The sequence below is a fragment of the Pseudoalteromonas sp. SR41-8 genome, from assembly GCF_014163915.1.
GTDB classification, from domain to species: domain Bacteria; phylum Pseudomonadota; class Gammaproteobacteria; order Enterobacterales; family Alteromonadaceae; genus Pseudoalteromonas; species Pseudoalteromonas rhizosphaerae.
The window spans coordinates 101604-127693 of record NZ_JACJEE010000009.1 but is presented as its reverse complement, the minus strand read 5'-3'; the positions used below and the strand labels follow the sequence as shown (position 1 = coordinate 127693).

Here is a 26090-nt window from a genome sequence, read left to right as displayed (position 1 = left end):
ATTGGTTTAATAATTGATACAATAAAGTAAGTCAGTATAGGAGATCTTATGAAGGTATCGTTTGAGCAACTCAAAAGTATGGTGGTATTTGCACAAATTGTAGAGCAGGGCAGTTTAACGGCGGCCGCCAAACAATTGGGGTTTACTCGTGCAGTGGCAAGTTATCACTTAAAAAAATTAGAAACCCAACTGGAAGTGACGCTGCTTAATCGTTCAACGCGAACTATGGCACTGACCGAAGCGGGGATTGCTTATTATGAGCGCTGCAGAATTATTACTGAGCAAGCTAATGCGGCTAAACAGCAAATAGAAAATATAAAAAGCGAACCACAAGGCTTACTTAAAATTAGCTGCCCGGTGAATGTCGGTATGCAGTTGGTTGTGCCTGCAATCAATGATTTTAAACGTCAGTATCCCAAAATCGATATTGATTTACAGTTAAGTGACGAAGTGATTGATATTATTAAAAATGGCTTTGATTTTGCGATTCGCGGTGTGGCGCTTAGTGACTCCAATTTACAAGCGACTAAACTCACTACGATGAGTACCTGTATTTGTGGCTCGCCAGATTATTTTGCCCATTACGGTAAACCTAAAACTCCAGCGCAATTAAGCGAACATCAATGGGTGGTGTATCAGCTCGGCAGTAAAACATTAACGCTACAAAAAGATGGTAAAAAACATAACTTAACTATGCAAGGTGGTTTAAGGACTAATAACGCTGCGGCGCGAACTGCTTTTGTTGAAGCAGGCCATGGTATCGGGCGTATTCCACTTTACGATGCATGGCCAAAAGTTCAAGCTGGGCTATTGGAAATTGTACTCGATGACTATAAAAGTAAAGATATAGAACTTTACGGCGTATTTCCACCCGGCGGCGCTGATTCTAAGAAGCTGCGCTTATTTATCGATTATTTAAAAGATTATTTTATAAAAAGGCATACCGCATTGGGTATGCTTAAAAATGTCTAATTTATGGCTTACAAAGTACGGTTAAATAATGCAACGGCTTGCTGGTACATGGTGATTGCTAGTGCGCCGTCGTATCGCTCACCCTCATCACGCATAAAGGCATGTTGGGCGTTAACTTCTTGCCATTGGTAATTAATACCCGTATTAACAGCTTGTTGATAAATTTTATCGCGACCTTGTTGTGGCACATGGGGGTCTTGCTTTCCCCAAATAAAGTGAATCTCACCTTGTATATCAGCCATGCGTTCAAACGAGTTATTACCGGCTTGTGCGGGGAGTGTATCGCTATGAATGTCGGTGGCATATAAGCAAAATGCGGCTTTTATGTGTGGGTTTAATGCGGCTCTATAAGCTAAGTGACCGCCAATACAGACACCCATAGTACCTATAGAGCCGGTGCAATAATCTTGTGTTTGTACAAAGTCGAGCAACGCTTGGGTATCGCTATCGTGGGATTCAAGTGATTTTGCCCACTTATCGTTATTACCTTTATCTTTACCCGCATCATCATAAGCAAGCACTGTCCCGATAGGGTTTAGCTCATGAAACACTTCTGGCACAAGTACTACAAAACCATGGCTTGCTAAAAGTGCAGCGCTGCGAGCAATAGGCGCGGTTTGCTGAAATATTTCAGAATAAAAAATAATCGCGGGAAATTGCCCTGACATTTCGGGGCGGTAAACCGTGGTGCGCATTAAACCTGTTGGGGTAGGCAAGTCGGCATGGTGGTGTTGGATGATCATAAAAGCGCTCAGTTAAATAATATAAAATATATGGTAACTGAGCGCGATAAAATAAACACGCCTTAAAGTTTAAATACTTGCAGGCATTTTATTACAGCTAGCATAGTAACTTACGGTTGCTGGCCAATCGGAAAATATCCCGATGACCCCCACTTCTTGTGCTAAAACATCAACCACAGTTAACATGTCGCCATCGTTATCTATAACATCACTAATAGATTGATAATAATAACCGCCGCCTTCATTTAGAGGGCCAGAGCGTTCAAGGCTCCATGCAATAATATTAAGCCCTGCGGCCTTAGCATCTATAGCGTACTGTGAGGGTACAATATTACTGTCGTTATCTATGGTTAGCAGCATCCAAATAGGGGGCGCTATAATTTTAACGCCATCAGTAGCTAGCTCTGCCATGCTTGGCTGCCATGTTGCTGCGTTATTAGGATCAAACCCTGCATTGCTGTCGCGACCATCCAAATACACACTTTGCGCTGCAAATTCAGGATTAGTGCTAATCCAATATTCTACGTCGGCTAGGTTAAATGATTGCGGATAAACATGGTTTGCGGGTACGTCCATTTGCGTGTATTCATCCAGCATTTTTTGTGCATATTGCGCTTGAGTCATACCATTAAAAGGCATGCTCACTTGAGGCGATTTCAGCTCTGGGGTCATTTTTACACCCAGCTCTTTAAATAGCGCAATACTTTGTTTATGGGTCATGAGTGTACCTGAGGTGGCGTATAAATCAGTGCGCCAACTCGGTGTTCCATTCATATAATCGTTAACATTGGTGGCATTGGTGTTCGCGCCATCCATTTTACCCTCAAGGGTTAAAAATTCCGCCAGGCTAATATCGCTGGTGCAACATTTAGCTGCAGCGGGTGTACCACTGTTAGGATCCGCTGGCGTAAATGGCACGCTGCATTTAGCGGCAAGTTCTGGGATCGCTAAAATATTAGTGGTGGTATGTAAATCGCATTGTGAATGGCGGCATACCAGCTCTTTATCATTTGTAAACGTCACATCGCACTCGACAATGCCAGCGCCCATACGAGCTGCTGCAATGTAAGATTCTTTAGTGTGCTCTGGGTATTGCATAGGTGCACCGCGGTGACCAATTGAAAAATCAGTACGATAAAAAGGGCCGTCTTTGCACGATTCTAATTTTGTTTTTAGTGCGCTGGTGGCCATATCGTCAATTAAGTAGTCGGGGCGAGCACCGAGTTGAATATTCGTACCTTGCGCTACTTCAACAATAACCGGGGTAGGAACTTTAACAATTTCAACTTCAGTGTTGGTAACAACCACTTCTTTTTCGACTATTTCTACATCGTCATCGCAGCCAGCTAGTGTAATTAATAATAAACAACTAGTCAGTAAAGGTGTGAGCTTCATTATTTGTCCTTAAAAATCAGAGTGGACGCTACCTTACTAATTATTAGTGACAGTTTAACTACAGAGTAATTAATTTACTCTTTTAGCCATTATTTGGTTTACCACTAAGGCAAATAGCATAACCCCCGCGCCAATACTTAATCTGAGTATGTCCGCGTCTCTATTCCAAATAAGTACATTAACAACAATGCCTGCAGGAATAAGCAAGTTGTTCATCACCGCCAGTGCGCCCACATTGACAAGCGTGGCGCCTTTATTCCACATAAAATAGCCAACACCAGATGCCACAACTCCTAAATAAATCAATATGCCCCATTGTGTTGAGGTGCTCGGTAATTTGTTTGAGTTACCAAATAAGACATAACAGCTACTTGCAACAATCAGTGCACCAATAAAAAACCAGCCAAATACAGTTTTATCATCAAGCTGCTTACCTAGCATTAAACGTTTGTAGGTTACTTGTCCTACAGCAAAACTAATATTAGCGCCTTGTACCAGTAATAATCCGACTAAGAAGTTACTGTCTAAGTTTTCATAGCGAATAGTAATTGCACCCAGCACGGCAATAAAAGCGACTATAAAAAACTGTGGGTTAAAATACTTGTTGCACGCATCGTTTAATAACGTGATGTAAAGCGGGGTCATTACAGTAAATAGCAGTACTTCAGGCACACTTAAGAACAAAAATGAGTGGTAATAAAAGCTATACATAATACCGAGTTGTACTGCGCCTATCAGCATGAGTTTGCAAGCAAGTTGGGGAGGTGTTCGTTTTAAAAACGGTAAAAATAGCAGTGTGGCTAGGGCTACGCGAATTAATACACTAAACCAAGCATCAACTTGACCTGCTAAATATACGCCAATTAAACTAAATGAAAACGCCCATAATAGAGTGACGGCAAATAAGTAGCCCATAGTGCTTACTCCAAACTAAAAGCGCGAGTGTATACTACAACGAGTATTAAAGGGAGTGGCTCAGTGAAGTAACCTGAGCCCGGTGATTAATTTACTGTTGTGAACTAACGAATTGCTTGGCATCTACTTTTAGCTGTTCAAGTGCTGCTTTATTGTAATAACGACTATGAGAAATAACCCCAGTGAGCTTTTGCGTGTTACGTACATCAATTAATGGGTTATCAGTTAAGAAAATGATATCGGCGGTTTTGCCTTCTGTAAGTTCTCCAAACTGCGCCGTTTTACCTAAAAACTGTGGTCCAGCAAGTGTTGCTGATTGCAATGTTTGTAATGGCGTTAAGCCATAATCACTAAAAATAGCCAGCTCTTGATGAAGAGATAAACCTGGGTAAATATACGAATTTAAAAATCCAGCGTCGGTCCCAGCAATAATTGATACGCCAGCCTGTTGTGCTAAAGGTAGTAATTGAGCTGTTTTAACAAAGCGTTCTTTACGTTGTTTGATTTGATCTTGGGTATCTTTATTGGCTCTGTCTACACGCCATTGGTAAGTGGCTTTAAGACCTTTACCTAAATAATTTAAAAACTCATCATCTTGATGGTTATCTTCATCAATATAAGCGGTGATTTGACCACCAATTAAAGTAGGTACTACGGCCGTGTTATTTTGAGCTAACACGGCGTATTTATTTAAAGCTGTTTGGTTATCAATATTTGCTGTAACAATTGGCAAAGCACTGCGGTAACTCAGTTCACCTGAAGCCACTTTTGCTGATATTTCAGGTTCATTAATTGCTGCGGCTTTTAACAAGTAGGTCATATGCTCAATGGCATCTAACCCTGCATTTGATACATCTGTAACTGATAGCGAAAACGGAATATGACCAGATATTTGGTAGCCACGCTTTTTCACTTCTTTAACTGCTTTTAAATAAAGTTCAGGTGTTAATGCACTATCGGTGATTTTCACAAAATCCACATTCATAGCATCAAGCGTATCAATAGCAGCATTCATTTCCTCGACAGTTTCAACTTCTAAGTCGCCAGGCCAAATAGAGTCTTTACCTTCGAGTTTGGGCCCTGATGTATAAATGGTCGGGCCAACTAATTGGTTATTATTAATTTGCTCTCGCCAGCTTAAAACTGACTCACTTAAATCAGCAGCAGCATCACGTAATGTAGTAATGCCATACGCGAGGTAAAGTGGTAACAGGGCTTTGTTTTCGGCTATAAGCGCTTCACCGCCGCCAAAATGGACATGCATATCCCAAAGGCCTGGCATTAAAAATTGATCATTAGCATCAATGTAATTCTCAGTAATGTAGTTATTTTTTAGTGAGTTGTTAGCGCGCTTTATGATCACACCATCGCGAATAGCAAGGGATTGTTCAACGCTGAGTTGTCCGGTTGTTACGTCGATGATCGTCGCATTAGCGATCACTATATCGGCGTGCTCAGTTGGCTCTGTGGCACATGCAGTCAGTAGTAAGCAAGTTGAAAATAAAAGTATATTTTGCATTGTGTAACTCTAAATTTTTTATTTAGATTAGCATATATATCTTCTGTAAGGTGTTGATTTGAGTTAGAAGGTAACAAAGTTAGGATGAATAATGGCGATAAAAAATGAGAGTCCATTACGGACTCCCATTATAATCATTTTGGTTTACTTAACTAAACCACGGCGCTTAAGTAGGGCGTCGGTAGTTGGCTTTTGACCACGGAACTCAATATAGCTTTGCATTAAGTCGCGGCTGTTACCTTTTGATAAAATCTCTTTGCGGAAGCTATCACCGTTGTCACGAGTTAAGCCGCCTTGCTTTGTCATATGTGCAAAGGCATCAGCTGCAAATACTTCAGTCCAAAGGTATGCATAGTAACCTGCTGAATAGCCACCAGCAAAGGTGTGGCTAAAGTAACAAGACTTATAACGCGGTGGTACTGGGTAGTAAGCAATGCCGTGTTTCTCTAACGCATCATGCTCAAATTTTTGTACATCAGTTATTTTCTTATCAACACCAAATGAATGCCATTCCATATCAAGTAATGCTGCAGCTAAATACTCAGTGGTGCCAAAACCTTGATTGAAGTTTTGTGACTCAAGTACTTTGTCGAGTAATTCTTTAGGAATTGGTTCACCTGTTTTGTAATGCTTCGCGTAGTTAGCAAGTACAGTTGGTTCGATGTTCCAATCTTCGTTCGCTTGTGACGGGAATTCAACAAAGTCACGAGCTGTTGCAGTGCCTGCAAGGCTTGGGTATTTTACATCTGAGAACAAACCGTGTGCCGCATGACCAAATTCATGGAACATAGTCGTAACTTCAGAGAAGGTCATCAGTGTTGGCTGACCGTCTGCAGGTTTAGGGATGTTTTGTGCGTTATAAATTACAGGTTTTGTGCCCTTTAAGCCACTTTGGCTAACATATGCACTCATCCAAGCACCACCACGTTTACCTTCACGAGCATAAGGGTCCATGTAGAATAAACCAATAGCACTACCATCGGCGTTGAACACTTCAAACGCCATTACATCTTCGTGATAAAGTGGTAAATCTTTACGCTCTTTGAAAGTAATGCCGTACAGTTTTTCCATCGCAAAAAATAAACCGTTATGGATCACTGATTGCATTTCAAAGTATGGCTTAACTAAAGCAGGATCTAGGTCGTACTTAGCTTGGCGCACTTTTTCAGAATAGAATGCCCAGTCCCATGGTTGTACGGCAAACGTTTCGCCTGATGCATCAATTACTTTTTGAATTTCAGCAGCTTCAGCTTTTGCTTTATTTACAGCTTTAGGTGCCAAGTCATCTAATATGCCATAAACGTTTTCAGTGGTTTTAGCCATACGTGTGGTCATTACATATGAAGCCCAATCGTTATAGCCAAGTAGTGCTGCTTTTTGAGCGCGCAAATTGGTTTCTTTGATAATGATAGGGCCATTGGTATTTTGCGCACGAGTCGCTGATGCTTTAAAAATACGTTCACGTAACTTACGGTTTTTTAGGCTGCTGAGAATCGGCTGTTGCGTGGTGTTCACTAACGTGATCATGTAGCCTTCTTTACCTGCTTTTTTAGCGGCAGCGGCAAGGCTTGCTATTTCAGCGTCAGAAAGGCCAGCAAGTTCGCTTTTATCGGTTACTAATACTACGTCCTCTTTAAACGATTTTAATACGTTTTGCGAGAAGGCTGTTGATAACTTAGCAAGCTCAGCGTTGATTTCACGCATTTTGGCTTTTTGTGCTTCATCTAATTTTGCACCAGCGTTAACAAACTTAGTGTAGTAAAACTCAACTAAACGCTGATCTTCGGCATTTAACTTCGCTTTATTGCCATTAATGGTTTCAACACGTGAAAATAATGCTTTGTTAAGATAAATATCATCAGAATGCGCAGATAACACTGGGGCCATTTTTGCTGCAATACGTTGATACTCATCATTAGAGATCAAACCAGATAAGTTATAGAAAGCGGCTGAAACGCGATCAAGCAATTCGCCCGATAGTTCTAATTCAACTAAGGTGTTTTTAAATGTAGCTGGAGCTGGGTTGTTTGCGATAGCCGTGATTTGCGCTTTTTGCTGGGCAATACCTGCATCAAATGCCGGTTCATAATCACTGGTACCAAATTTATCAAATTCTGGTGCCATATATTGTAATGGGCTTGGTTTCATCAATACGTTGTCTACATTGACTGTTTGTACTTGAGTCGTTTGCTCTTTTGTATCAGCATCGTTTTGCGAACTACAAGCAGATAATAATAATGCACTAGCAATTGTAGTTGCTATAAGGGTCTTACGCATGAGAACTCCATAAAATAGGTGAGCCTTGAAAAACAGGCGAGACATAAAACACCCATAACTTAGCAAATTTTCATGTATATACAACTAAGTTTATCGGTTTAAGGTGGGGATTAAGCGCAAAAAACGTGTTTTTAGGTAAAAATAGTGCAAATCGAGAAATAGTAGCCTTAAACAGTAGGACGTATTAAAGCTACTACAGGTTGGTACTTAATTGGGAGTTTTGGTTTATGTTGCATGCGCGAAGTAGCAAAATTAGTTGTAACCTAAAACAAACTTTTTTTCGCTACCAAAACTAGCCGGTTGTTGGTGACCAAACTCTTTATTAATGCAATTAAGAGTATGTTCTTGCTCTGCAAGCACAGACAAAATTTTATTGCGGTATTCAATACTTGATTCAAACAGTTGCAAATCAACTAAAGGTTGTAACGTGGCTAATTTTTGATTTAAGGTCAGTTGTGACATCATTCGTTCCTCGTGCTTTATTTAAGCTTACAGTACTTATATAGCATTACCTGTAAGAAAATGTTAATGATTTGTTCATAAAAAACATATTGAACTTTAACTTCTCCGTAAATGCCATTATGGCGTGCTAAACTTACTTAACCCTGAATAGCTATTTGTTTTATTAATTTTGGAAAAAGTATGACGTTAGAGTCAATCTCTCATTATTTATCGTATGTAATTTTTAGTTATAACAATATCGAAATTACTGTAGCTAAAGTTATTCAAGTGCCTTTGATACTCTTTGCCATGTGGTTTGTGGTTACATGGATTGGTCGATTAATACGAAAAACTCTGCTCGCACGTAAAATGAACCCTGATGCGGTGCATTTATTTACCCGTATTTATTTAGTGTTAAGTATCGCAATTTTAATATTTACCTCCCTTGAAGTGTTAAATATTCCGTTAACAGCATTTGCCTTTGTTTCTGGCGCTATAGCTATTGGTGTAGGATTCGGGGCACAAAATATCATTAATAACTTTATTAGTGGCTGGATTTTAATGTGGGAGCGGCCAATTCGTATTGGAGATTTCTTAGAAGTGGGCAACGCTAAAGGGGTGGTTGAAACGATTAATACCCGCTCCACGCGCATTCGTCGTAACGATGGTGTGCACATGCTTATACCAAACAGTCAACTACTCGAAAACACAGTGACGAATTGGACCTTGATTGACCGCAATGCTCGTTCGTCTGTCAGTGTTGGTGTGGCATATGGATCAGATGTATTGTTAGTTGAAAAACTGATCAAACAAGTGTTGAGCGAACATCCTGCAATACTCCCGACGCCGGCATCTTCAGTGTTATTTGATGATTTTGCTGAAAGCTCTTTAGTGTTCAATGCTATTTTTTGGGTTTGTGCTGAATCAGAAACCATGTTGCGCCAAGTCCGCAGTGATATTCGTTTTAGCGTATATAAAATATTTGCTGAGCATAATGTCGTTATTTCTTTCCCACAACGCGATATACATATTGATGGTGAAATTGCATTAAGGCGGGGACGAGCAACGAAATAAATCCAGCGGTACCGGTATAGTCTTGCAGAAGTAATTTGCTGCAACGAGTAGCAAATTACTTCGTTTTTATTGATGAGTTATTGCTGTTGCACCATCTTTTTTAGCTTTAATGAAAATAATACAATTAAAGCACCAAATAGTACGGCGTAAGTGGCGACTAACCAAAGTAAAGTATGGATCCCTGCGCTAGGATTAAAGATTAAATATAAACCAAATAATACTGATATTGCCCCAGTAATAATTAATATCCACTCATTAGATATTTCCGCTCTTAATTTAAGCGCAATTAAAATTTCAACAGCGCCAATCGCTATGGCCCACGCAGCGACATAATAAAGTAATAGTATCGCGGTAACGTTTGGTGCAAATAGGGTAACTAGTCCTGCGATGATTGATAACACCCCACCGGCCAATAACCAGCGCCAATAGGGATTGTGTTGCTTAGAGTTCCAAGCAACCCATGTTCTTAGCATGCCATCAAATAAAAAATAGCCCGCAAAAAATAACAACATAATACTCAGAGATGCATTGGGTGCTAACCAAGTAATAACGCCAAAAATAATTGCAATGAGGCCGCGTACTAACAGTACTGACCAGTTTTTTGAAAGTGTGGTGGTTAGATCCATTCTATTCCTTAATGACAGCGCTAAAATTATATTTAACAGCATAAATACTGCATATACGTTAGCTTGTGTAGGTACTTAGGTCAAACTCCACGTTATGTGTATAGCGTTGGGGCATTTTGACCTTTGGGAGCTAAAATTCATTCCATTTTAGGGGCGAGTAGATCATGACGCTAGATTTGTAACCTACGTGGGCTAAGTGAAAATAGAGCAAAGTTTGTGCATCTTCCCATGTTTCTAATCTACATCTATGCGGGCAACAAAAAATTAAACGTCCTAGGCAAAACCGTTCGAGCTAATAGACCCTGATTTTACCTAATGAGCGCTTTTATTCATTCAAAATAAAGTTTTTGAGACTTTTCCACGTCGTTTTGTAATACGTTTCTTAAATAGCTTAATGATGTGTTTGGCTAAGGTTAAAAATGAGAGAAACCGACGTCTCTTGATGCTATTAGCTTTAAATTTGATATGCCACTTTCTTTTTGTTTTACGTCCTAATCACATGCAGCGTTATTGCTTACTTATGGGAAATAACCACACTATATAGCTTTGTCTTACCTAAAAACCAAATATATTGCTGTAATAGTAACCTAGAAAGATAAATACGCCCTAGAGCGAAGTTTCTAGTGAAGTATACTGTTTTTAACTTTTAAATAAGTGTTAACGCTTTTATAGTTAATAACAGGTAAGGTGCTAAATTAAAACAGCTCAAGGAATTGATTTATGGATAAGTACTTCATAACATTATTAAAACTAATTGGCTTGTCCATATTATTTTCTTTGAGTTTCAGTTTATTCGCACAGCCAGAGATAACGGTAAAATCTCTGTTTGATAATGAGAACAAAGAAGATAGTCAAAGTAACCCTAATTCAGAGGTCGAACAGTCATTACAAGCAACGGTAATTACTTCCGCGGAAACCGGCAAAGAAATTGATATTGATTCTTTGCCCTATGATGAATTCCACCGTATTACTCCTAGTACTACAATGCGGGCTTATTTACGTGCTGTAAACCAACGCGATTATGCCCTAGCAACAAATTATTTAGATTATCGAAATTTACCACCTGAAGTTAAAGCAATTGCACCAGAGTTACTGGCTGAGCAACTGTCACTGGTTTTTGATCGCACGCTATGGATTGATATCGATACATTAAGTAACAAACCTGAAGGAAAGAAAAATGAACCAGTACCTAGTTATCGAGATTTAGTTGCTGAGATAACGACGTCGCGAGGGCCTGTACAAATATTATTACAACGTGTTCCTGATGAAAAAGGAAATAATAAAGTTTGGAAAATATCGAATGCAACAGTTAGTAATATCCCATTTTTAATTGATGAATTTGGTTATAACGTGCTTGGCGAGTGGCTTTATAATAATTTACCCAAAACACAGTTGTTGGGAGTAATGGTATGGCAGTGGGTTTATTTTATCGGGTCGTTTTTTGCGTTCTTTTTGCTTGCGATATTAATTACACGAATTTTTGCAGCGATCTTACATCGTTTTATAGTGCAAACACCTGACGATGTACTCGCGCTTATTAAAGGGCCTATCTGCTTATTGTTGGCTGTACTTTTATCGCGTTCACTTTATGATATTTCCAATGTTACTATTACAGTCGTTGCGCTTGCTCAAGGCGCAACAGTATTATTAGTTGCATGGACTTGGGTGTTTTTACGTTGCGTTGATATTATTAAACATCGCCTATCAGATCGCTTTATTGAGCAAAAAAAACCACAAGCTGTATTTTTGTTGCGTCCAGCAAGTAATGTGCTAAAAACTCTGGTCGTGATTGTGGCCGTATTATTGTGGTTTGAAAATTTAGGTTTTAATGCCACCACCTTACTTGCAGGCTTAGGTATTGGTGGATTAGCCATTGCATTGGCAGCGCAAAAAACGGTAGAAAATATAATAGGGGCAATTACTTTATATATCTCTTCGCCAGTGAAAATAGGTAACTTATGTAAATTTGGTTCAAGTATGGGAACCATCGAAGAAATAGGCTTACGTGCTACCCGAATACGTACTTTAGATCGATCTGTTATATACGTCGCAAATGCAAAATTTGTTGATATGCAGTTAGAGAACATTTCAGAGCGAGAAAGAATTTCCTATCGCCCTAACTTAATGCTCAGTGCCAAAACTAAACAACATGATCTATTAGCTTTTATGGCCGCATGTAAAAACTTACTTGATAAGCACGAAAAGATTGATGACACGCCATGTCGAGTTCGTTTTAAAGGCTTTACGCCATGGGCATTACAAATTGATTTATTGAGTTATGTAGTAACAACTGATTTTTCCGAGTATATGGAAATAATCGAAGAGTTAAATTTAGCTATTCTAGGCTTACTCAATGAGCATAATTGTCAATTAGCGAATCCTGAATTTGCTCGAGTTAGCGGGTGAAATTGTTAGTTTGTGTAGTTGGTTTATAAAGACATATCTATAGATGATTACATACAGCTGATACAGTTTTACCATTGAAATTAACAGGACAAATGTCCGTATGAAATAAATATATTTGCATAATTTTTCTAAAATTCTTCTATCATGTCGCCATATGTTGTAAAAAGTTTATATTTTTGTACATATTAATGCAGTAAAAGTGTCACACAGTGCTATAATCTTCAGCGTTCGTTCAGCCTCTTTACTTCGTTTTGCACTCTCGACAAAGAGGTCCGCGCAGCTTAACTTAAGGCGCGAAAAATTGGCCGAACCCGCCGAGTGAATTTGGCGCAACACATCAACCGTTGAATAAGAGTGCACTAAAAAGGTTAAACCCCGACATGAAAGCAATGAAAAGATCTACGTTAGCAACCCTAATCAATGCAACGTTGTTCTCTGCCGTAGCAGGTACTTCATTTACAACTCTTGCTGCTGATGAACAAGCTCCAACTGCGCAAAGCAAGCAATTAGAAGTTATTCAAATCACTGCGCGCAAGCGTGTAGAAAATGCACAGGAAGTACCTGTCGCAGTATCTGCATTGCAAGGCGATAATTTAGATGCTTACAGCTCTGCTGGCATGGATATTCGCTTTATGAATGCGAAAATCCCAAGCTTATCGATTGAGTCTTCATTTGGCCGTTCTTTCCCACGCTTTTATGTTCGTGGCTTAGGTAATACTGATTTTGATTTAAATGCCTCGCAACCAGTATCATTGGTAGTTGATGAAGTAGTACAAGAAAATGCTATTTTAAAGGGCTTCCCTGTATTTGATGTGGCACGTGTTGAAGTATTACGTGGCCCACAAGGCACTTTGTTTGGTCGTAATACGCCGGCAGGTTTAGTTAAATTTGATACAGTTAAACCAAGCCAAGATTTTGATGGCTATGGCTCTGTATCTTACGGCAGCCGAGGTGCAGTAGACTTTGAAGGTGCAGTTGGTGGTGCATTAACAGACCGTTTATCAACACGTGTATCAGTACTTTGGCAGGATAAAGACGATTATATTGATAATCGTGCGCCAGGCTTTGAACAAAAAGATGCTCTGGGTGGCTACACTGACCAAGCCGCACGTATCCAATTCTTGTATGAAGGCAATGATTTTACCGGTTTATTTAACTACCATGTGCGTGATATGGACGGTTCACCAATTGCTTTTCGTGCCAATGTTATTAAAAAAGGCAGTAATGATTTAGTTGATGGCTATGATCATGATGTAGTTTTTCATGATGCAGCTTCTCGTGCGACACAGCAGGTTGAATCTCAAGGTGCCAATCTAAAACTTGAGTGGGATTTGGCTAACCATACTATTACCTCTATCTCAGCATGGGAAAGCGCAGAAATTTATTCTCGCGCAGACATCGATGGTGGTTACGGTGGTTATTCAATTAATGACGTAGCTGTTGCAATGGGACCTGGGTTTATTCCATTTTCTTCAGAAAGTGCTGATGGTATTCCTGAGCACGACCAGTATACGCAAGAACTTCGTTTATCAAGTAACTTCACTGGTGACTTAAATTATCAAGTAGGTGTATTTTACTTTGATGAAGCGTTAACCATTGAGAACTACAGCTATGATACTGCTGCTAATGGAGCACTAAATGGTTATGTTATTCAACAGCAAGACACTAAAGCGTGGGCAGTCTTTGGTTCGGTTGACTACACACTAACAGATGACTTTAAAGTGACTGCTGGCCTTCGTTATTCTGATGATGATAAAGAATTCTCTGCAAATCGTACATTAAGTCCTGCTGGCGGTGGTGCACTGTTTTTAACTGAAAACCCTAGTGATGATCACATCAGCTGGGATATTTCATCAAGCTATAAAATTAACGACGATGTTAACTGGTATGCACGTATTGCGAATAGCTTCCGAGCGCCAAGCATTCAGGGCCGTATTTTATTTGGCGATGAAGTAACGATTGCTAAGTCAGAGACTGTTACATCATACGAAACAGGTATCAAATCAGATGTGTTAGATGGCCGCGGCCGTGTAAATGCGACTGTTTTTTACTATCAAATGGATGACCAGCAGTTAACGGCTGTAGGTGGTGGCGCTAATTTTAACCGTTTAGTAAATGCTGATAAAACGACCGGTTATGGTTTTGAGCTAGACACTGAGTGGGTATTAACTGATGAGTTGAATGCTACATTTAACTTAAGCTACAACAAAACTAAGCTTAAAGATAATGACCTTGCTGTTGCTGTATGTGCGCAGTGCACCGTGAAAGATCCTACATTCCAAGTTCCTGGCGCATTTGGCCCTGAAGATCGCGCTATTTTGGATGGCAATAGCCTTCCGCATGCGCCGGAATGGATCTCTAATTTAACGCTTCGTTATACTAAAGAAGTAGCTGGTGGTGACTTCTTCGCCTATACCGATATTTCATACCGCAGCGAAATTGACTTCTTCTTGTATGAGTCAGTTGAATTCGAAGGTAAATCACTATTAGAAACTGGCCTACGTGCTGGTTATAACTGGGCTGAAGGTGATTATGAGTATGAAGTATCTGCGTTTGTACGTAACTTATTTGACGAGCAACAAGTAATCGGTGCAATCGACTTCAATAATAACACTGGTATGGTAAATGAAGAACGCTATATCGGTGCAGAATTTAAAGTGAAGTTTTACTAAACTCCATTTTAGTTAAGTAGATTTAAGCCCGCATTATTTGCGGGCTTTTTTTTTTACGCTAGTGAAAAGCCTTATTAGAGCTGCTAAAGTAGCGACAATTAAATTTAACAAGAGAAGAACAATGGCTGGATTTTGGAACTACCGAGTGATTTTTTGTGAAGCAACTAAAGATGAAGCGGCGCAATATCAAATACATGAGGTTGAATATAACCTAAATGGTAAAGTAACGAATTGGTCAGAAACGGGCGCAGCGCCTTTTGGCAACACCTTAGATGCGTTACGAGATGACGCAGAGCGTTTAAAAACAGCATTTGAAAAACCTGTACTAAAAGTTGTTAGAAAAGAACGTGGCTACGAGTTGGTAGATGTTGAAACGGGTGAAGAAGCATTTGCAGAGCCGCCAGCAGGTTTAACAGCATAAGTATTAAACCAAAAAGGTGCTATGAGCGCCTTTTTTGTTGCTGAAAAATAAAGGAATGAGGATGACATTAAAAGCAGTATTATTTGATATGGATGGCACTTTAGTTGATTCAGAAAGTGTCCATTTTAACTGTTGGAATGATGTTTTAGCACCGTTTGGCGTGCGCTATGAAGAAGATGATTTTTGCCAACGTTTTTCAGGTCGACCGACCTTAGATGCGGCAATTGAAGTGGTTGAGCAATATAACTTATCGGTTTCACCGCAGTGGTTAGCGCAGGCTAAATATGATGCATTCGAGCAATTTGTTACCACTAATTTACCTCCTTTAATGCCTTTTGCCGAAGAGGTATTAGAGGCAGTGAAGCAAAGCGATCTTAAAATGGCATTAGTGACGGGTAGTTCACGCCATGAGGCCTTACCTATCTTAAAAGGCTATGGCTTTTATGAATGGTTTGACTGCGTAGTGACTAAAGACGACGTGCAAAATCCAAAACCTGCGGGAGACCCTTATTTACTTGCACTGACAATATTAGGGATTTCAGCAGAGCAAGCAATTGCTGTTGAAGATACACACACCGGCGTTACAGCAGCAACTAATGCAAACGTATCTGTGGTTGCAATACCGAATAAACACACCCTAGGCCACGATTTAAGTTTAGCTGTTTCTCGCATGGATAATTTACAGCAGCTATGGCAATGGGTACAAACTAAGCTATAGTTTAGTCTGCTTGGTGATAAACAAGGAGACCGATATGCTTAAAGGACTAACAGTATTATGGTTGCTGATCAGTACTTTTACTTGCTTAGCAACTGATACACAGATCACCGCTGATGCCCAACTTGCCAAGGTTTACCCACAAGATCAAGCGCTTGCCATTGAAAACTATCTCGTTAGTGAGAAGTTTGATGGGGTCCGTGCGATTTGGACGGGAACACAGTTGATAACCCGTAATGGCAATGCCATTAATGCGCCAGGCTGGTTTATTGCTGATTTACCTAATTTGAGGGTAGACGGTGAGTTGTGGACCAAGCGCGGTGATTTTGCAGACCTCAGTGGTATTGTGCGCACTTTACAGCCGTTGGATAGTGACTGGCAAAAAGTCACCTATCAGATATTTGACATGCCAGATCAACATAATCCCTTTGCAGTACGCTATGAAAATTATCTACGTTTAGTAAAAACATTAAATAAGCCTCACATCCAAGCAGTACAGCAGTATCAATTTACTACAGAGCAGGCATTATCTGCGTACTTTGATAAAGTAACTCAGCAAGGTGGTGAAGGTGTAATGCTGCATTTAGCCTCGGCAATGCATAAAAGTGGCCGTTCTGATGCGCTGTTAAAGTTAAAACCTTATTTTGATAGTGAAGCGGTCGTCATTGCTCATCTTCCAGGAAAAGGCAAATTTACTGGCATGCTAGGGGCGTTAAAAGTAGTTACACCACAAGGAAAAGAGTTTTCAATTGGTACTGGCTTTAGTAACGCACAGCGCCAAAATCCACCCGCAATAGGAGCGACGGTGACATACCGATACCATGGTTTTACTAAAAACGGTTTACCACGGTTTGCCAGTTTTTTACGTCAACGCGATCCTGATTAACATTTAAAAAAAGCCGTAAGTATGCTAAATTGCGCGGCCTTTTGATGTTAGTTGTGGTGAAGTAATGGTAGTTGGTTTTGATTATGGTAGTTCTAATTGCGCAATGGGTGTAATGAATGCTCAAAATACTGTTGAGCTGGTGCCCCTAGAGCAAGGTAAGTTTTACCTCCCTTCAACCTTATACACACATCACAGTGCTTTAGTTGTCGATTTTGTTGCTCAGCATCTAACAGGTACAAGTTATGAAACTGATTTTAAAACCCAGCGCCAAGCCCTGCTCAATAGTATGGTGCGGATCAAGTCTGACTTAGATCTAGCCCCCGGTGATGAAAGTCTTTTTATTGGCCGTGAAGCAATTAACGAATATGTGCAATTTCCTGAAGAAGGCTATTTTGTTAAATCCCCTAAATCGTTTTTTGGGGCAATAGGCTTAAAGCAAGGGCAAATCAACTTCTTTGAAGATATTGCCACCGCAATGATTTTAAAAATCAAACAGCGTGCTGAAACATCACTACAAAAAGAGTTAACACAAACGGTTATTGGCCGCCCGGTAAATTTCCAAGCCGTGGGTGGAGAGCAATCAAACCAACAAGCAATTGGTATTTTAGAGCGTGCAGCAAAACGAGCTGGCTTTAAAGATGTGGCTTTTTTATATGAACCACTCGCAGCAGGAATTGATTATGAAAGTGACTTAAATCACGATCAAAAAGTATTGGTTATTGATATTGGTGGTGGTACCAGTGACTGCTCATTTGTGCAAATGGGACCTAGCTTTCGTGATAGTAGTGACCGTGATCATGACTTTTTAGCGCATACAGGTAAACGTGTTGGCGGTAATGATTTAGACATTGCTTTAAGCTATCACGCATTAATGCCATTGCTTGGTTTAGGCAGTCAGTTTAAATCAGGTTTACCATTGCCTAATCAAGCATTTTGGCAAGCATGTAAAATTAACGATGTGAACTTACAAAGCCAGTTTTATAGTCAAAGCCATCACCGAGAATTACTTACGCAGTTACGTGAAGTACAAGCACCTGAGTTATTTCAACGACTGATCGATTTGCAGCAAAATAAGCAAGGTCATCAGCTGGTACAGCAAGGGGAGGCGGCAAAAATTGCGCTTTCGTCAGTGACTGGGTATGACTGTGAATTAGGGTTTTTAGCACCGCAATTACATAAAGTGCTATCACGAGCTGATTTAGCTGTGGCGGTTGATGATTCGATTATGCAAATAGTAAGTTTAGCAAAACAAGCGATTAAAGATGCAGGGACCGTTCCTGATGTGATTTACCTTACCGGTGGTAGCGCGCAATCGCCACTAATAAAAGCTGCATTAGTTGAGCACTTAGGTGATATTAAAATGGTAAACGGCGATCACTTTGGTAGTGTAACCGCCGGACTCACTAAATGGGCAAGTATGCTTTATCGTTAAAGGGTGCTTATAGAATGACTTGTCGGGTTGCGAGGTATTTCTCGTAATCTGGCAATGACCGTTCAAGCTCGTTATGCATCAAAGGCGAGCTTAAAATCATATCTGCGCTGACTTCATTACACGCCACTGGAATATTCCATACCGCAGCTAAGCGTAATAATGCTTTAACATCCGGATCATGAGGTTGAGATGCAAGGGGGTCCCAAAAGAAAATCAACACATGAATTTCATGCTCCGCAATTTTAGCGCCTAACTGCTGATCGCCCCCCATAGGGCCACTAAGTAGTTTGATAACTTCAAGTCCAGTATTTCGCTCAATTAAATGACCTGTGGTGCCTGTGCCATATAAAGTGTGCTTACTGAGGTTATCGCGATGTTTATTACACCAGGCTAGCAAGGCTGCTTTTTTACCATCGTGTGCAACTAAAGCAATATTTTTTTGCGCTGGAAGGGTTTGCTGTTTTTGTTCCATGTTGACTCTTTTTCTTTTTAGATGAGTAGATTAACCGCAAGAACTACAAATACTACACCTGTTATACGATCAATCCAAATTTGGCTTTGCGGGTGCTCTCGAAAGTAGCCTGCAATTTTATCGCCAAAGTAAATATACGTGCAGTCAATCGGAAACGCAAAAAGTGGATACAGTAAGCCAAAGAAAGCTAATTGAAATGTAGTTGATGATGACAGGGTTGGATCAACAAACTGCGGAATAAACGCAATAAAAAATAACGCTACTTTAGGGTTGAGCACTTCAGTCATCATAGCCTGAAACATAACATTAGTTTTTTTCTTGGTGCTTACATGGGGTTTATCTTCGCTACTGCACTCTGACTGGATAAATGTGCTTTTAAACATCATAAAACCTAAATAACATAAGTAGGCAGCACCAGCGTATTGTACGCTGGTATAAGCCACTTCTGAGGCTTTTAGGATAGCCGTAAGACCGACAACGGCAAATAAAGTATGCGCCACTCCGCCTAAAGCAAAACCAAATGCGCTTTGTAAGCCTGCTGCGCGGCCATTGGCAAAAGTTTGCGCCATTAAAAAAGCATTGGAAGGACCTGGTGCAACAGCGATTAAAAAACTCGCTGCTAAAAATGACAGTAAAAATTCAAAATTGATCATTGTTTTTATGTGTTTTTAGGGTGATAAGCGTGTGCTTTATTACTGAGCAGTATAACCCACAGTGGCAGCAATAATAATAAGTGAAAAGCAATAAACTCGGGCGCATTGAAAGGGAGCACTTGGGTGAGCATAACCAATGCTCCAGCGCCGCTCATTTGCATTAAACCGATTAACGCAGATGCAGTACCTGCTTGTTTAGCAAAATGTGACAATGCCATTCCAGCCGCTGAGCCTAAGCTAAGTGCAAAGCCTAGCGCAGCAATCAACACTGGCAGCATAAAAGCAAAGGCACTTTTAAACTGGCCGAGAATTAAAATCAGTACACCAGAGAAAATTAATAAACTCATACCTATGCGTAACGCTTTTTGACTATGGCGTTTGATATACAATGGTGCAATAAAGCTAGCTACAATGCTAACAATGGCATTGAGAGTAAACCAAAAAGTAAAATCGCTGACCGATCCACCTAACTCGGTCATGATCCATCCCGGTGCTAATGTTACAAAAGCTAAAATAGCCGACATTGCCACCATACAAATTAGGCTATTAAAAAGAAAAATAGGCGTGCTAATGATTGGTATAAAACGACGTAAATCGAGTATGTGGCCCTCATAGTGGCTATCCGCAGGGCGTGTTTCTTTAAAATATATGGCAGTGATCATTAGTCCAACACAAGCAAACCCCGCCAAAAATAAAAAGTTCATCCGCCAGCCAAATTGCACAGTCAGCCAAGCGCCTAAAATAGGCGCTAACGCGGGAATAAAACACACAATACCATTTAGGTAAGTGATCATTTGGCCGCTTTTAGCACTGCCGTAGGTATCACGAACAATCGCAAATGCAACCACAAAAGTGGCACAAGCCCCAAAACCTTGCAGTGCACGTGCAAGCATCAGAATGCTAAAGCTAGGTGCTAAAAAAGCCAACATCCCAGCAAATCCATACAGTGTGATGCCAAATAGTGCGACTGGACGGCGGCCAAACTTGTCGGCTAAAGGACCTGCTATAAGCTGACCTAAGCCAACCGTCAGCATAAAAATAGCGACGGTAAGTTGCACTTGCTGCTCATCAATAGCCAATGCTTGCGCAATATCAGGAAATGCGGGTAAGTAAATATCAATCGCTAATGGGCAGAATATAACCAGAAGAGCGAGAATTAAAATAACACTAAGATGATTGCGGCGATCGGTTGTTGGCATGAGTGCTCCTTTTGCCGCGTATTTTAGGTCTGCAAAGATAAAAAAGAAAGGGCATATGACCCATCTATCAATAAGATTATAAGTATAAATGCACTTTTGCTAACTGGTCTGATGTGCTAATTTTGCAATAGCGACATTCAATGGAAAATAATAATGAGTAATAAATCTGCAGTTTTAACAGCATGGCATAGTTTTAAGCGTCTACCATTTGGCAATTGGTTATTTACTAAAGTAGTGTGTTTTAAAGCCCCTTATTTTGGCTCCATGAAACCCACTGTTTTAGATTTACGTGACGGACATTGCAGCGCAATGGTTAAAAACCGACGGAGTGTGCACAATCATATTGGGACTATCCATGCTATTGCGCAGTGTAATTTAGCTGAGTTATGTGCCGGTGTGATGGTTGATGCTACCGTGCCATATAAAACTCATCGCTGGATCCCTAAAGGAATGACGGTGCAGTACTTAGCGAAGGTTGATACTGATGTCACAGCTGTGGCAGAAATTGCAATGCCAAGACAATGGCTAGATAAAGAGGATTTAGTGGTGCCAGTGAAGCTTTACAATACTCGCAGTGAATTGGTCTTCACTGCTGATATTACAATGTACGTTACTAAGAAAAAGTAAAAGAATAATAAAGCGATTACTTTTTCTCAGCGGCTTGTTTGTTGAAAAACGACAAGTCATTATCACCTTCACTGAGCGCAGATGTAAGCTCTGGCTTTGATTCTGCGTTATTGGCAATTAATTCAACCGTTTCAGCTTCATGGCGTTGTTTTAAGTTACCTTCAATAATTGCACCAGCATCAATACTTAAAGTATCTTGATAAACATCCCCGTGCACTTGCGCTGAACGTTCAATAACTACTTTGCTGGCGTTGAGTGAGCCGATTACTTTACCTTTTACAATCACGCTTTCAGCGACCACTGAGCCTTCAACACAACCGGTATTACCAATAACTAAATGGTTAACACGAACATCACCATCTATGCGACCATCAAGCTGTACTTCACCTTGACTCACTAGGCTGCCCGTTAAGCGAACATCTTCAGAAATTATCGAAGGAGTGTGGCTAGTTCTTTTTAGTTGAGAATTTGCAGAACTACTTACTGTTGATTTTTTTTTACCGAACACGAGAAAGCGCCTTTGTTATTTTGACTGGATTGACATGTTTGTCGTTAAGTAATACTTCATAGTGTAGGTGAGTGCCAGTACTTCTGCCAGTGCTGCCCATTAATCCGATAACATCATTTTTGGTTACCGTTTGGCCTTTTTTAACGTTGATTTTATTTAAGTGACCAAACCGAGTTACAAAGCCGTTTTTATGTTGCAGTTCGATAAAATTACCATAACCACCGTTGCGTCCTGCGCGTAATACAGTGCCATCAGCGGGGGCGAATATTTCGGTTTTATGCCAACCTGCTAAATCAACACCTTTATGATAAGCATGACGGTTATTCACTGGATCTTTACGCAGGCCAAAACTACTCGAAATATAGTAATTTGCTGCAGGCAGAGTTTGCGGTAACTCACTGAGTAAATTTTCAAGCTTATTCAACGCCAATAGTTTATCTGCGATGACTAAAAATTCAGCTGGGATCTTTGATTCATCAAATAAATCCAGCGGACCACCTTGCGCGGTTTCTGTCATATTACCATCTAGACGACGCGCCAAGGCGGTATCAAGTCCTGCACCTTTGAGCATCGCTAAAATATCGTGCTGGCGGCGTTCTATTTGTTGCTCTATTTGTAAAAAGCTGTGTTGGTATTGGCTATTGAGTAGTGCAAAACGTTGCTCGATATTAACAGAGTCAGAGAGTGAAAGAGTGTGTGCGCTGTTAGGGTTTTCATCAACTAATGGTTCGTGGAACTCTTCTTGTTGTTCGCCGAGTTCACCTTCTGGCGGCGCTGCTGGCAGTGTGGGATTACTCATCGACTCAGGTAAAGAATCGATCATGCTCTGCAATAAAGCATGCTTTTGCTCTAGCACCGCAAGCTGGGCTAACTGTTTATCGTATTGTGCTTGTTGTTCTTTACTTTGTTGCTGCCACTGTTGTTGTTTTGATAATTGGCTTTGTTCGATATCGGAAATCTTGTTGGTTTGAGAGTATATTCGCAGGGTCGAAACAGCCAACCAAATTAAAGCAATTAAAATAATAGCTACGGCTGATATTTGTAACCAAGGTGCTAATATCACATGTTTAACCTCACCATTTTGGCGGATCAACAGCTGTCTAGCTGGGAATAATTTGTGATAAAAAGACTTAATAAATGCTGACATGGCTTATAAACACTGGCTATTAACCGAATTAAGATAGCAATCTGAGCTGAAAAAGCCAGTAAAAAATTGTAATTAATCTTAAAAAAGGAGGCGTTGGTCGCCTCCTTATAATAAATACATTTAATAAATGTTTACAACTTAGTTACTTAGCAGGAAGAACCGTTCCTTCTACGCAGCCAAAACCGATACGAGCAAAACCGGCTTTTTCACACCAACCACGCATAATAACGTTGTCGCCATCTTCTAAAAAGCTGCGTTGTTCACCGTTATTAAGGGTGATTTTTTCTTTACCACCACGAGACAGTTCAAGTAATGAACCAGCTTCTTCATGAGTCGGACCTGATTGCGTACCTGAGCCCAGCATATCACCTGGCATAAAGTTACAACCATTTACTGTGTGATGAGTCACCATTTGTGCCACTGTCCAGTATGAATGTTTGAAACTTGATTTAGAGACTAATGAAGGTGCAGCACCTTGTTCACGCATTTTAGCGGTCTCAATTTGCACGTCCATTTTTATATCAAAGGCGCCAAGCTCACGGTTTTGGCTTGATTCTAAATAATCTAATGGTTGTGGGTCATTTTCATCACGAGTCCATGATGTTTTATAAGGTGCTAATGCTTCGGTGGTTACAATCCACGGTGATACAGTTGAAGCAAAGTTTTTCGCAAGGAATGGACCTAATGGTTGGTATTCCCATGCCTGTAAGTCACGTGCTGACCAGTCATTGAATACACAAAAACCAAATACATGGTTTTCAGCGTTTTCGATAGCAATGGCATCACCTAATTCATTACCTTTACCTAAATAAATGCCTAGCTCTAACTCATAATCTAAACGTTTACACGGACCAAGCGATGGTACTTCAGCGTCTGGCGCCTTAGTTTGACCATTTGGGCGATGAAAGGTTTGACCTGACACATCAATTGATGAAGAACGGCCATGGTAACCAATGGGTACCCATTTATAGTTAGGCAGTAACGGGTTGTCAGGACGGAATAAGCTACCGACTGCTGTTGCATGATAGATAGATGTGTAAAAGTCAGTGTAATCGCCAATACGACATGGCAATGCAAACTCAATGTCTGCTTGGGCAATTAATGCGTCGCTTAACTTAGCTTGTTCAGCGGCGCCTTCGCGTAATGCTTTAGATAATGCTAAACGTAGCGCTGACCAATATTGCTGACCAAGACCCATAAATTCATTTAATGTTGCTTGGCTTGCTGCTGCTATGGCTGTTTGTGCATCGCCTGAGAAAATAGCTAACTCGTTTACTTTGGCAAGGTCGATAACTTGGTCGCCAATGGCAACAGCACCACGAAAAGCTTCGTCAGAGTTCTTACGACGTACTTCTGCAAATGGTAGGTTTTGAATTGGGAAGTCACAATTTGCAACGTTTGCTGAGGCAACCCAGCTAGTTAAATTTATATCATGGGTTTCGTTAATTAAACTCATTACATTTCCTTTGGTTTAGTCAGTCGCGCTTTACAGTGGATATGGTGATGAATAGCGCGATTTAAACAGTGAAATTCAGATTGTCATTTATAATATTGATGAAACGACAAAAAGCAGCGAAGTACGCTGCTTTTTAAATTTACAATACGGTGCTTATAAAACGCCGCGGCGCTCTTGGTCGCGCTCGATTGATTCAAACAGTGCTTGGAAGTTACCTTCACCAAAACCGCCGTCATCAACACGTTGGATCATCTCGATAAAGATTGGGCCAAATAAGTTTTTCGAGAAAATTTGCAATAAGTAGCAATTTTCACTTTGGCTATCGACTAAGATCTGATGTTCACGGATCTTTTCTTTATCTTCTGCAACCCAAGGTACACGATCGAAAATTGTATCGTAGTATTCAGGGATAATATCAAGCGTGGCAATGGTTGATTTATCAAGCTTATCTAGTGAGCTTACTAGGTCATCTGTTAAGAATGCTAAATGCTGCACGCCTGGGCCATTGTATTCACCAAGGTATTCATCGATTTGGTTGTTATCGTTGCCTTTACCTTCATTGATTGGAATCGAGAAGGTGCCGCACGGTGATTTAAGAGCATAAGAGATCAAGGCTGTTTTTTGGCCTTTGATATCAAAGTAACGAACCTCAGTAAAACCAAAGACGTCTTTATAAAAGTTAGCCCATGTTTCCATAGTGCCTTTATAAACGTTATTAGTTAAATGGTCGATGCGAATAAAGCCTTTATCATCAACAATGTTTTGTTCGCTTAAGTCTTCAAAGTCTTGCTCATAGATTGAACCTTTGTCACCAAATTGCTCAATAAAATAAATTAAGCTGTCACCAATACCGTAAATTGCCGGGTATGGTAGGTCTTTATGAGTTGAATCAGTCGCGGGTTTTGCACCACGCGCTACTGCGGTGTCAAATGCCTGTTGAGCATTCTCTACACGCCAACCCATAGAACAAATTGCAGGACCATGACTTTTTGCAAACTCTGCAGAGAAACCATCACGTTCATTATTTAGTAAAAAGTGAATATCGTTTTGGTTGTAATAAACAATGTCTTTACCTTTAAATGTTTTGAGCTTTGAAAAACCAAAATCGGTAAATACTTTATCCATATAATCTGCATCAGGTGTAGCGTATTCAGTAAACTCGATACCTACCAAACCTAAAGGGTTAGTTACTTCACTCATTATAATTCTCCCGCAATAAACACTGCGTCTTGTTGTGTCTGATGCGCAGATAATTAACCATAATTGGCAGCAGGGGAAGAGCCGATAGCTATTTAGGCAAACGGCTCTTTGTAAATTAAATGGGACGATCATTTTAAAATGCATAAGCATTAATGCTTGGTTTTGAGATTTGTATTGAAAGGTCTTGTATTAAGTAACTTAAACTTTTGTTAACTTATTGATAAATAGAATTAATTTATTCTTATTTAAGGGGGTAAATAATCAAATAAAGGAACTATTCACCCCTTATTAAATATACGTGGTGTAATAAATTGTTTACGCTAGAGCCGTATTT

General features: G+C 40.2%; 23 protein-coding genes. 9 read left to right on the top strand and 14 right to left on the bottom strand.

Annotation, left to right across the window (positions count from 1 at the left end):
• The first annotated feature begins 48 nt into the window (after window positions 1-48).
• A complete protein-coding gene (locus tag H5162_RS08350) occupies window positions 49-972 on the top strand; it encodes a LysR family transcriptional regulator (protein ID WP_149980844.1) in 924 nt (307 codons plus the stop codon).
• An 8-nt stretch (window positions 973-980) separates the two neighbouring features.
• Here H5162_RS08350 and H5162_RS08345 read toward each other — a convergent pair whose 3' ends face one another.
• From H5162_RS08345 to H5162_RS08320, 6 genes are all read right to left on the bottom strand, one after another.
• Entirely contained in the window at window positions 981-1715 is a 735-nt protein-coding gene (locus tag H5162_RS08345; protein WP_182778246.1) for a dienelactone hydrolase family protein, read from the bottom strand.
• Window positions 1716-1784: 69 nt separating this feature from the next.
• A complete protein-coding gene (locus H5162_RS08340; protein WP_182778244.1) occupies window positions 1785-3110 on the bottom strand; it encodes a glycerophosphodiester phosphodiesterase family protein in 1326 nt (441 codons plus the stop codon).
• A 69-nt stretch (window positions 3111-3179) separates the two neighbouring features.
• Entirely contained in the window at window positions 3180-4025 is an 846-nt protein-coding gene (locus H5162_RS08335; protein WP_182759850.1) for a carboxylate/amino acid/amine transporter, read from the bottom strand.
• Between the two features lie 91 nt (window positions 4026-4116).
• A complete protein-coding gene (locus tag H5162_RS08330) occupies window positions 4117-5544 on the bottom strand; it encodes an amidohydrolase family protein (protein WP_182778242.1) in 1428 nt (475 codons plus the stop codon).
• Window positions 5545-5688: 144 nt separating this feature from the next.
• Window positions 5689-7821 (bottom strand): M3 family metallopeptidase, encoded by a 2133-nt coding sequence (locus H5162_RS08325; protein WP_182778239.1) that lies wholly within the window; start codon window positions 7819-7821, stop codon window positions 5689-5691.
• A gap of 252 nt (window positions 7822-8073) precedes the next feature.
• Window positions 8074-8283 (bottom strand): hypothetical protein, encoded by a 210-nt coding sequence (locus tag H5162_RS08320; protein ID WP_145237750.1) that lies wholly within the window; start codon window positions 8281-8283, stop codon window positions 8074-8076.
• A 180-nt stretch (window positions 8284-8463) separates the two neighbouring features.
• Here H5162_RS08320 and H5162_RS08315 point away from each other — a divergent pair, with 180 nt between their 5' ends.
• Window positions 8464-9336 carry a mechanosensitive ion channel family protein gene (locus tag H5162_RS08315; RefSeq protein ID WP_145237382.1) on the top strand — a complete coding sequence of 291 codons (873 nt, stop codon included), beginning with the start codon at window positions 8464-8466 and terminating at the stop codon, window positions 9334-9336.
• Between the two features lie 77 nt (window positions 9337-9413).
• On the opposite strand, the gene H5162_RS08310 is transcribed toward H5162_RS08315, so the two are convergent.
• Window positions 9414-9962: an HdeD family acid-resistance protein gene (locus H5162_RS08310; RefSeq protein ID WP_145237379.1), complete on the bottom strand. Its 549-nt coding sequence runs from the start codon at window positions 9960-9962 to the stop codon at window positions 9414-9416.
• A gap of 720 nt (window positions 9963-10682) precedes the next feature.
• Between H5162_RS08310 and H5162_RS08305 the strand changes: the two genes are divergently transcribed.
• The 6 genes from H5162_RS08305 to yegD all read left to right on the top strand — a co-directional run bounded on the left by H5162_RS08305 (window position 10683) and on the right by yegD (window position 18494).
• The gene (locus tag H5162_RS08305) at window positions 10683-12368 is read left to right on the top strand and encodes a mechanosensitive ion channel family protein (protein ID WP_182731078.1); all 1686 of its coding nucleotides are present in this window, start codon (window positions 10683-10685) and stop codon (window positions 12366-12368) included.
• Window positions 12369-12748: 380 nt separating this feature from the next.
• On the top strand, window positions 12749-15040 hold the full coding sequence (locus H5162_RS08300; RefSeq protein ID WP_182734434.1) for a TonB-dependent receptor: 2292 nt from the start codon (window positions 12749-12751) through the stop codon (window positions 15038-15040).
• 121 nt (window positions 15041-15161) lie between these two features.
• A complete protein-coding gene (locus H5162_RS08295) occupies window positions 15162-15461 on the top strand; it encodes a hypothetical protein (protein WP_145237374.1) in 300 nt (99 codons plus the stop codon).
• A gap of 61 nt (window positions 15462-15522) precedes the next feature.
• Window positions 15523-16179 carry an HAD family phosphatase gene (locus tag H5162_RS08290; protein WP_182778237.1) on the top strand — a complete coding sequence of 219 codons (657 nt, stop codon included), beginning with the start codon at window positions 15523-15525 and terminating at the stop codon, window positions 16177-16179.
• A gap of 34 nt (window positions 16180-16213) precedes the next feature.
• Complete coding sequence (locus H5162_RS08285; RefSeq protein WP_182778235.1) at window positions 16214-17062, top strand: DNA ligase; 849 nt, start codon at window positions 16214-16216, stop codon at window positions 17060-17062.
• A gap of 64 nt (window positions 17063-17126) precedes the next feature.
• Window positions 17127-18494, top strand: a complete 1368-nt coding sequence (yegD, locus tag H5162_RS08280; RefSeq protein WP_182778233.1) for a molecular chaperone — start codon at window positions 17127-17129, stop codon at window positions 18492-18494.
• 7 nt (window positions 18495-18501) lie between these two features.
• On the opposite strand, the gene H5162_RS08275 is transcribed toward yegD, so the two are convergent.
• Genes H5162_RS08275 through H5162_RS08265 form a run of 3 tightly spaced genes read right to left on the bottom strand, consistent with a single transcriptional unit; the run spans window position 18502 to window position 20818 of the window.
• Window positions 18502-18966, bottom strand: coding sequence for a methylglyoxal synthase (locus tag H5162_RS08275; RefSeq protein WP_145237363.1), 465 nt, complete (start codon window positions 18964-18966; stop codon window positions 18502-18504).
• 17 nt (window positions 18967-18983) lie between these two features.
• Entirely contained in the window at window positions 18984-19619 is a 636-nt protein-coding gene (locus tag H5162_RS08270) for a LysE family translocator (protein ID WP_182778231.1), read from the bottom strand.
• 5 nt (window positions 19620-19624) lie between these two features.
• Complete coding sequence (locus tag H5162_RS08265) at window positions 19625-20818, bottom strand: multidrug effflux MFS transporter (protein ID WP_145237358.1); 1194 nt, start codon at window positions 20816-20818, stop codon at window positions 19625-19627.
• Window positions 20819-20971: 153 nt separating this feature from the next.
• Between H5162_RS08265 and H5162_RS08260 the strand changes: the two genes are divergently transcribed.
• A complete protein-coding gene (locus tag H5162_RS08260) occupies window positions 20972-21445 on the top strand; it encodes a hotdog fold domain-containing protein (RefSeq protein WP_145237355.1) in 474 nt (157 codons plus the stop codon).
• Window positions 21446-21461: 16 nt separating this feature from the next.
• On the opposite strand, the gene H5162_RS08255 is transcribed toward H5162_RS08260, so the two are convergent.
• The 4 genes from H5162_RS08255 to hppD form a co-directional block, all read right to left on the bottom strand.
• Window positions 21462-21953, bottom strand: a complete 492-nt coding sequence (locus H5162_RS08255) for a polymer-forming cytoskeletal protein (protein ID WP_182759857.1) — start codon at window positions 21951-21953, stop codon at window positions 21462-21464.
• Window positions 21943-23100 carry a M23 family metallopeptidase gene (locus H5162_RS08250; protein ID WP_182778229.1) on the bottom strand — a complete coding sequence of 386 codons (1158 nt, stop codon included), beginning with the start codon at window positions 23098-23100 and terminating at the stop codon, window positions 21943-21945. Before H5162_RS08250 ends, H5162_RS08255 begins: the two co-directional genes overlap by 11 nt.
• A 142-nt stretch (window positions 23101-23242) precedes the next feature.
• Window positions 23243-24556, bottom strand: coding sequence for a fumarylacetoacetase (fahA, locus tag H5162_RS08245; protein ID WP_145237348.1), 1314 nt, complete (start codon window positions 24554-24556; stop codon window positions 23243-23245).
• 153 nt (window positions 24557-24709) lie between these two features.
• Entirely contained in the window at window positions 24710-25756 is a 1047-nt protein-coding gene (hppD, locus tag H5162_RS08240; RefSeq protein ID WP_145237345.1) for a 4-hydroxyphenylpyruvate dioxygenase, read from the bottom strand.
• Between the last annotated feature and the right edge of the window lie 334 nt (window positions 25757-26090).

Coding starts and splice junctions, on each gene's coding strand:
- H5162_RS08350 (WP_149980844.1), top strand. CDS start 49: ATGAAGGTATCGTTTGAGCAACTCAAAAGTATGGTGGTATTTGCACAA.
- H5162_RS08345 (WP_182778246.1), bottom strand. CDS start 1,715: ATGATCATCCAACACCACCATGCCGACTTGCCTACCCCAACAGGTTTA.
- H5162_RS08340 (WP_182778244.1), bottom strand. CDS start 3,110: ATGAAGCTCACACCTTTACTGACTAGTTGTTTATTATTAATTACACTA.
- H5162_RS08335 (WP_182759850.1), bottom strand. CDS start 4,025: ATGGGCTACTTATTTGCCGTCACTCTATTATGGGCGTTTTCATTTAGT.
- H5162_RS08330 (WP_182778242.1), bottom strand. CDS start 5,544: ATGCAAAATATACTTTTATTTTCAACTTGCTTACTACTGACTGCATGT.
- H5162_RS08325 (WP_182778239.1), bottom strand. CDS start 7,821: ATGCGTAAGACCCTTATAGCAACTACAATTGCTAGTGCATTATTATTA.
- H5162_RS08320 (WP_145237750.1), bottom strand. CDS start 8,283: ATGTCACAACTGACCTTAAATCAAAAATTAGCCACGTTACAACCTTTA.
- H5162_RS08315 (WP_145237382.1), top strand. CDS start 8,464: ATGACGTTAGAGTCAATCTCTCATTATTTATCGTATGTAATTTTTAGT.
- H5162_RS08310 (WP_145237379.1), bottom strand. CDS start 9,962: ATGGATCTAACCACCACACTTTCAAAAAACTGGTCAGTACTGTTAGTA.
- H5162_RS08305 (WP_182731078.1), top strand. CDS start 10,683: ATGGATAAGTACTTCATAACATTATTAAAACTAATTGGCTTGTCCATA.
- H5162_RS08300 (WP_182734434.1), top strand. CDS start 12,749: ATGAAAGCAATGAAAAGATCTACGTTAGCAACCCTAATCAATGCAACG.
- H5162_RS08295 (WP_145237374.1), top strand. CDS start 15,162: ATGGCTGGATTTTGGAACTACCGAGTGATTTTTTGTGAAGCAACTAAA.
- H5162_RS08290 (WP_182778237.1), top strand. CDS start 15,523: ATGACATTAAAAGCAGTATTATTTGATATGGATGGCACTTTAGTTGAT.
- H5162_RS08285 (WP_182778235.1), top strand. CDS start 16,214: ATGCTTAAAGGACTAACAGTATTATGGTTGCTGATCAGTACTTTTACT.
- yegD (WP_182778233.1), top strand. CDS start 17,127: ATGGTAGTTGGTTTTGATTATGGTAGTTCTAATTGCGCAATGGGTGTA.
- H5162_RS08275 (WP_145237363.1), bottom strand. CDS start 18,966: ATGGAACAAAAACAGCAAACCCTTCCAGCGCAAAAAAATATTGCTTTA.
- H5162_RS08270 (WP_182778231.1), bottom strand. CDS start 19,619: ATGATCAATTTTGAATTTTTACTGTCATTTTTAGCAGCGAGTTTTTTA.
- H5162_RS08265 (WP_145237358.1), bottom strand. CDS start 20,818: ATGCCAACAACCGATCGCCGCAATCATCTTAGTGTTATTTTAATTCTC.
- H5162_RS08260 (WP_145237355.1), top strand. CDS start 20,972: ATGAGTAATAAATCTGCAGTTTTAACAGCATGGCATAGTTTTAAGCGT.
- H5162_RS08250 (WP_182778229.1), bottom strand. CDS start 23,100: ATGTCAGCATTTATTAAGTCTTTTTATCACAAATTATTCCCAGCTAGA.
- fahA (WP_145237348.1), bottom strand. CDS start 24,556: ATGAGTTTAATTAACGAAACCCATGATATAAATTTAACTAGCTGGGTT.
- hppD (WP_145237345.1), bottom strand. CDS start 25,756: ATGAGTGAAGTAACTAACCCTTTAGGTTTGGTAGGTATCGAGTTTACT.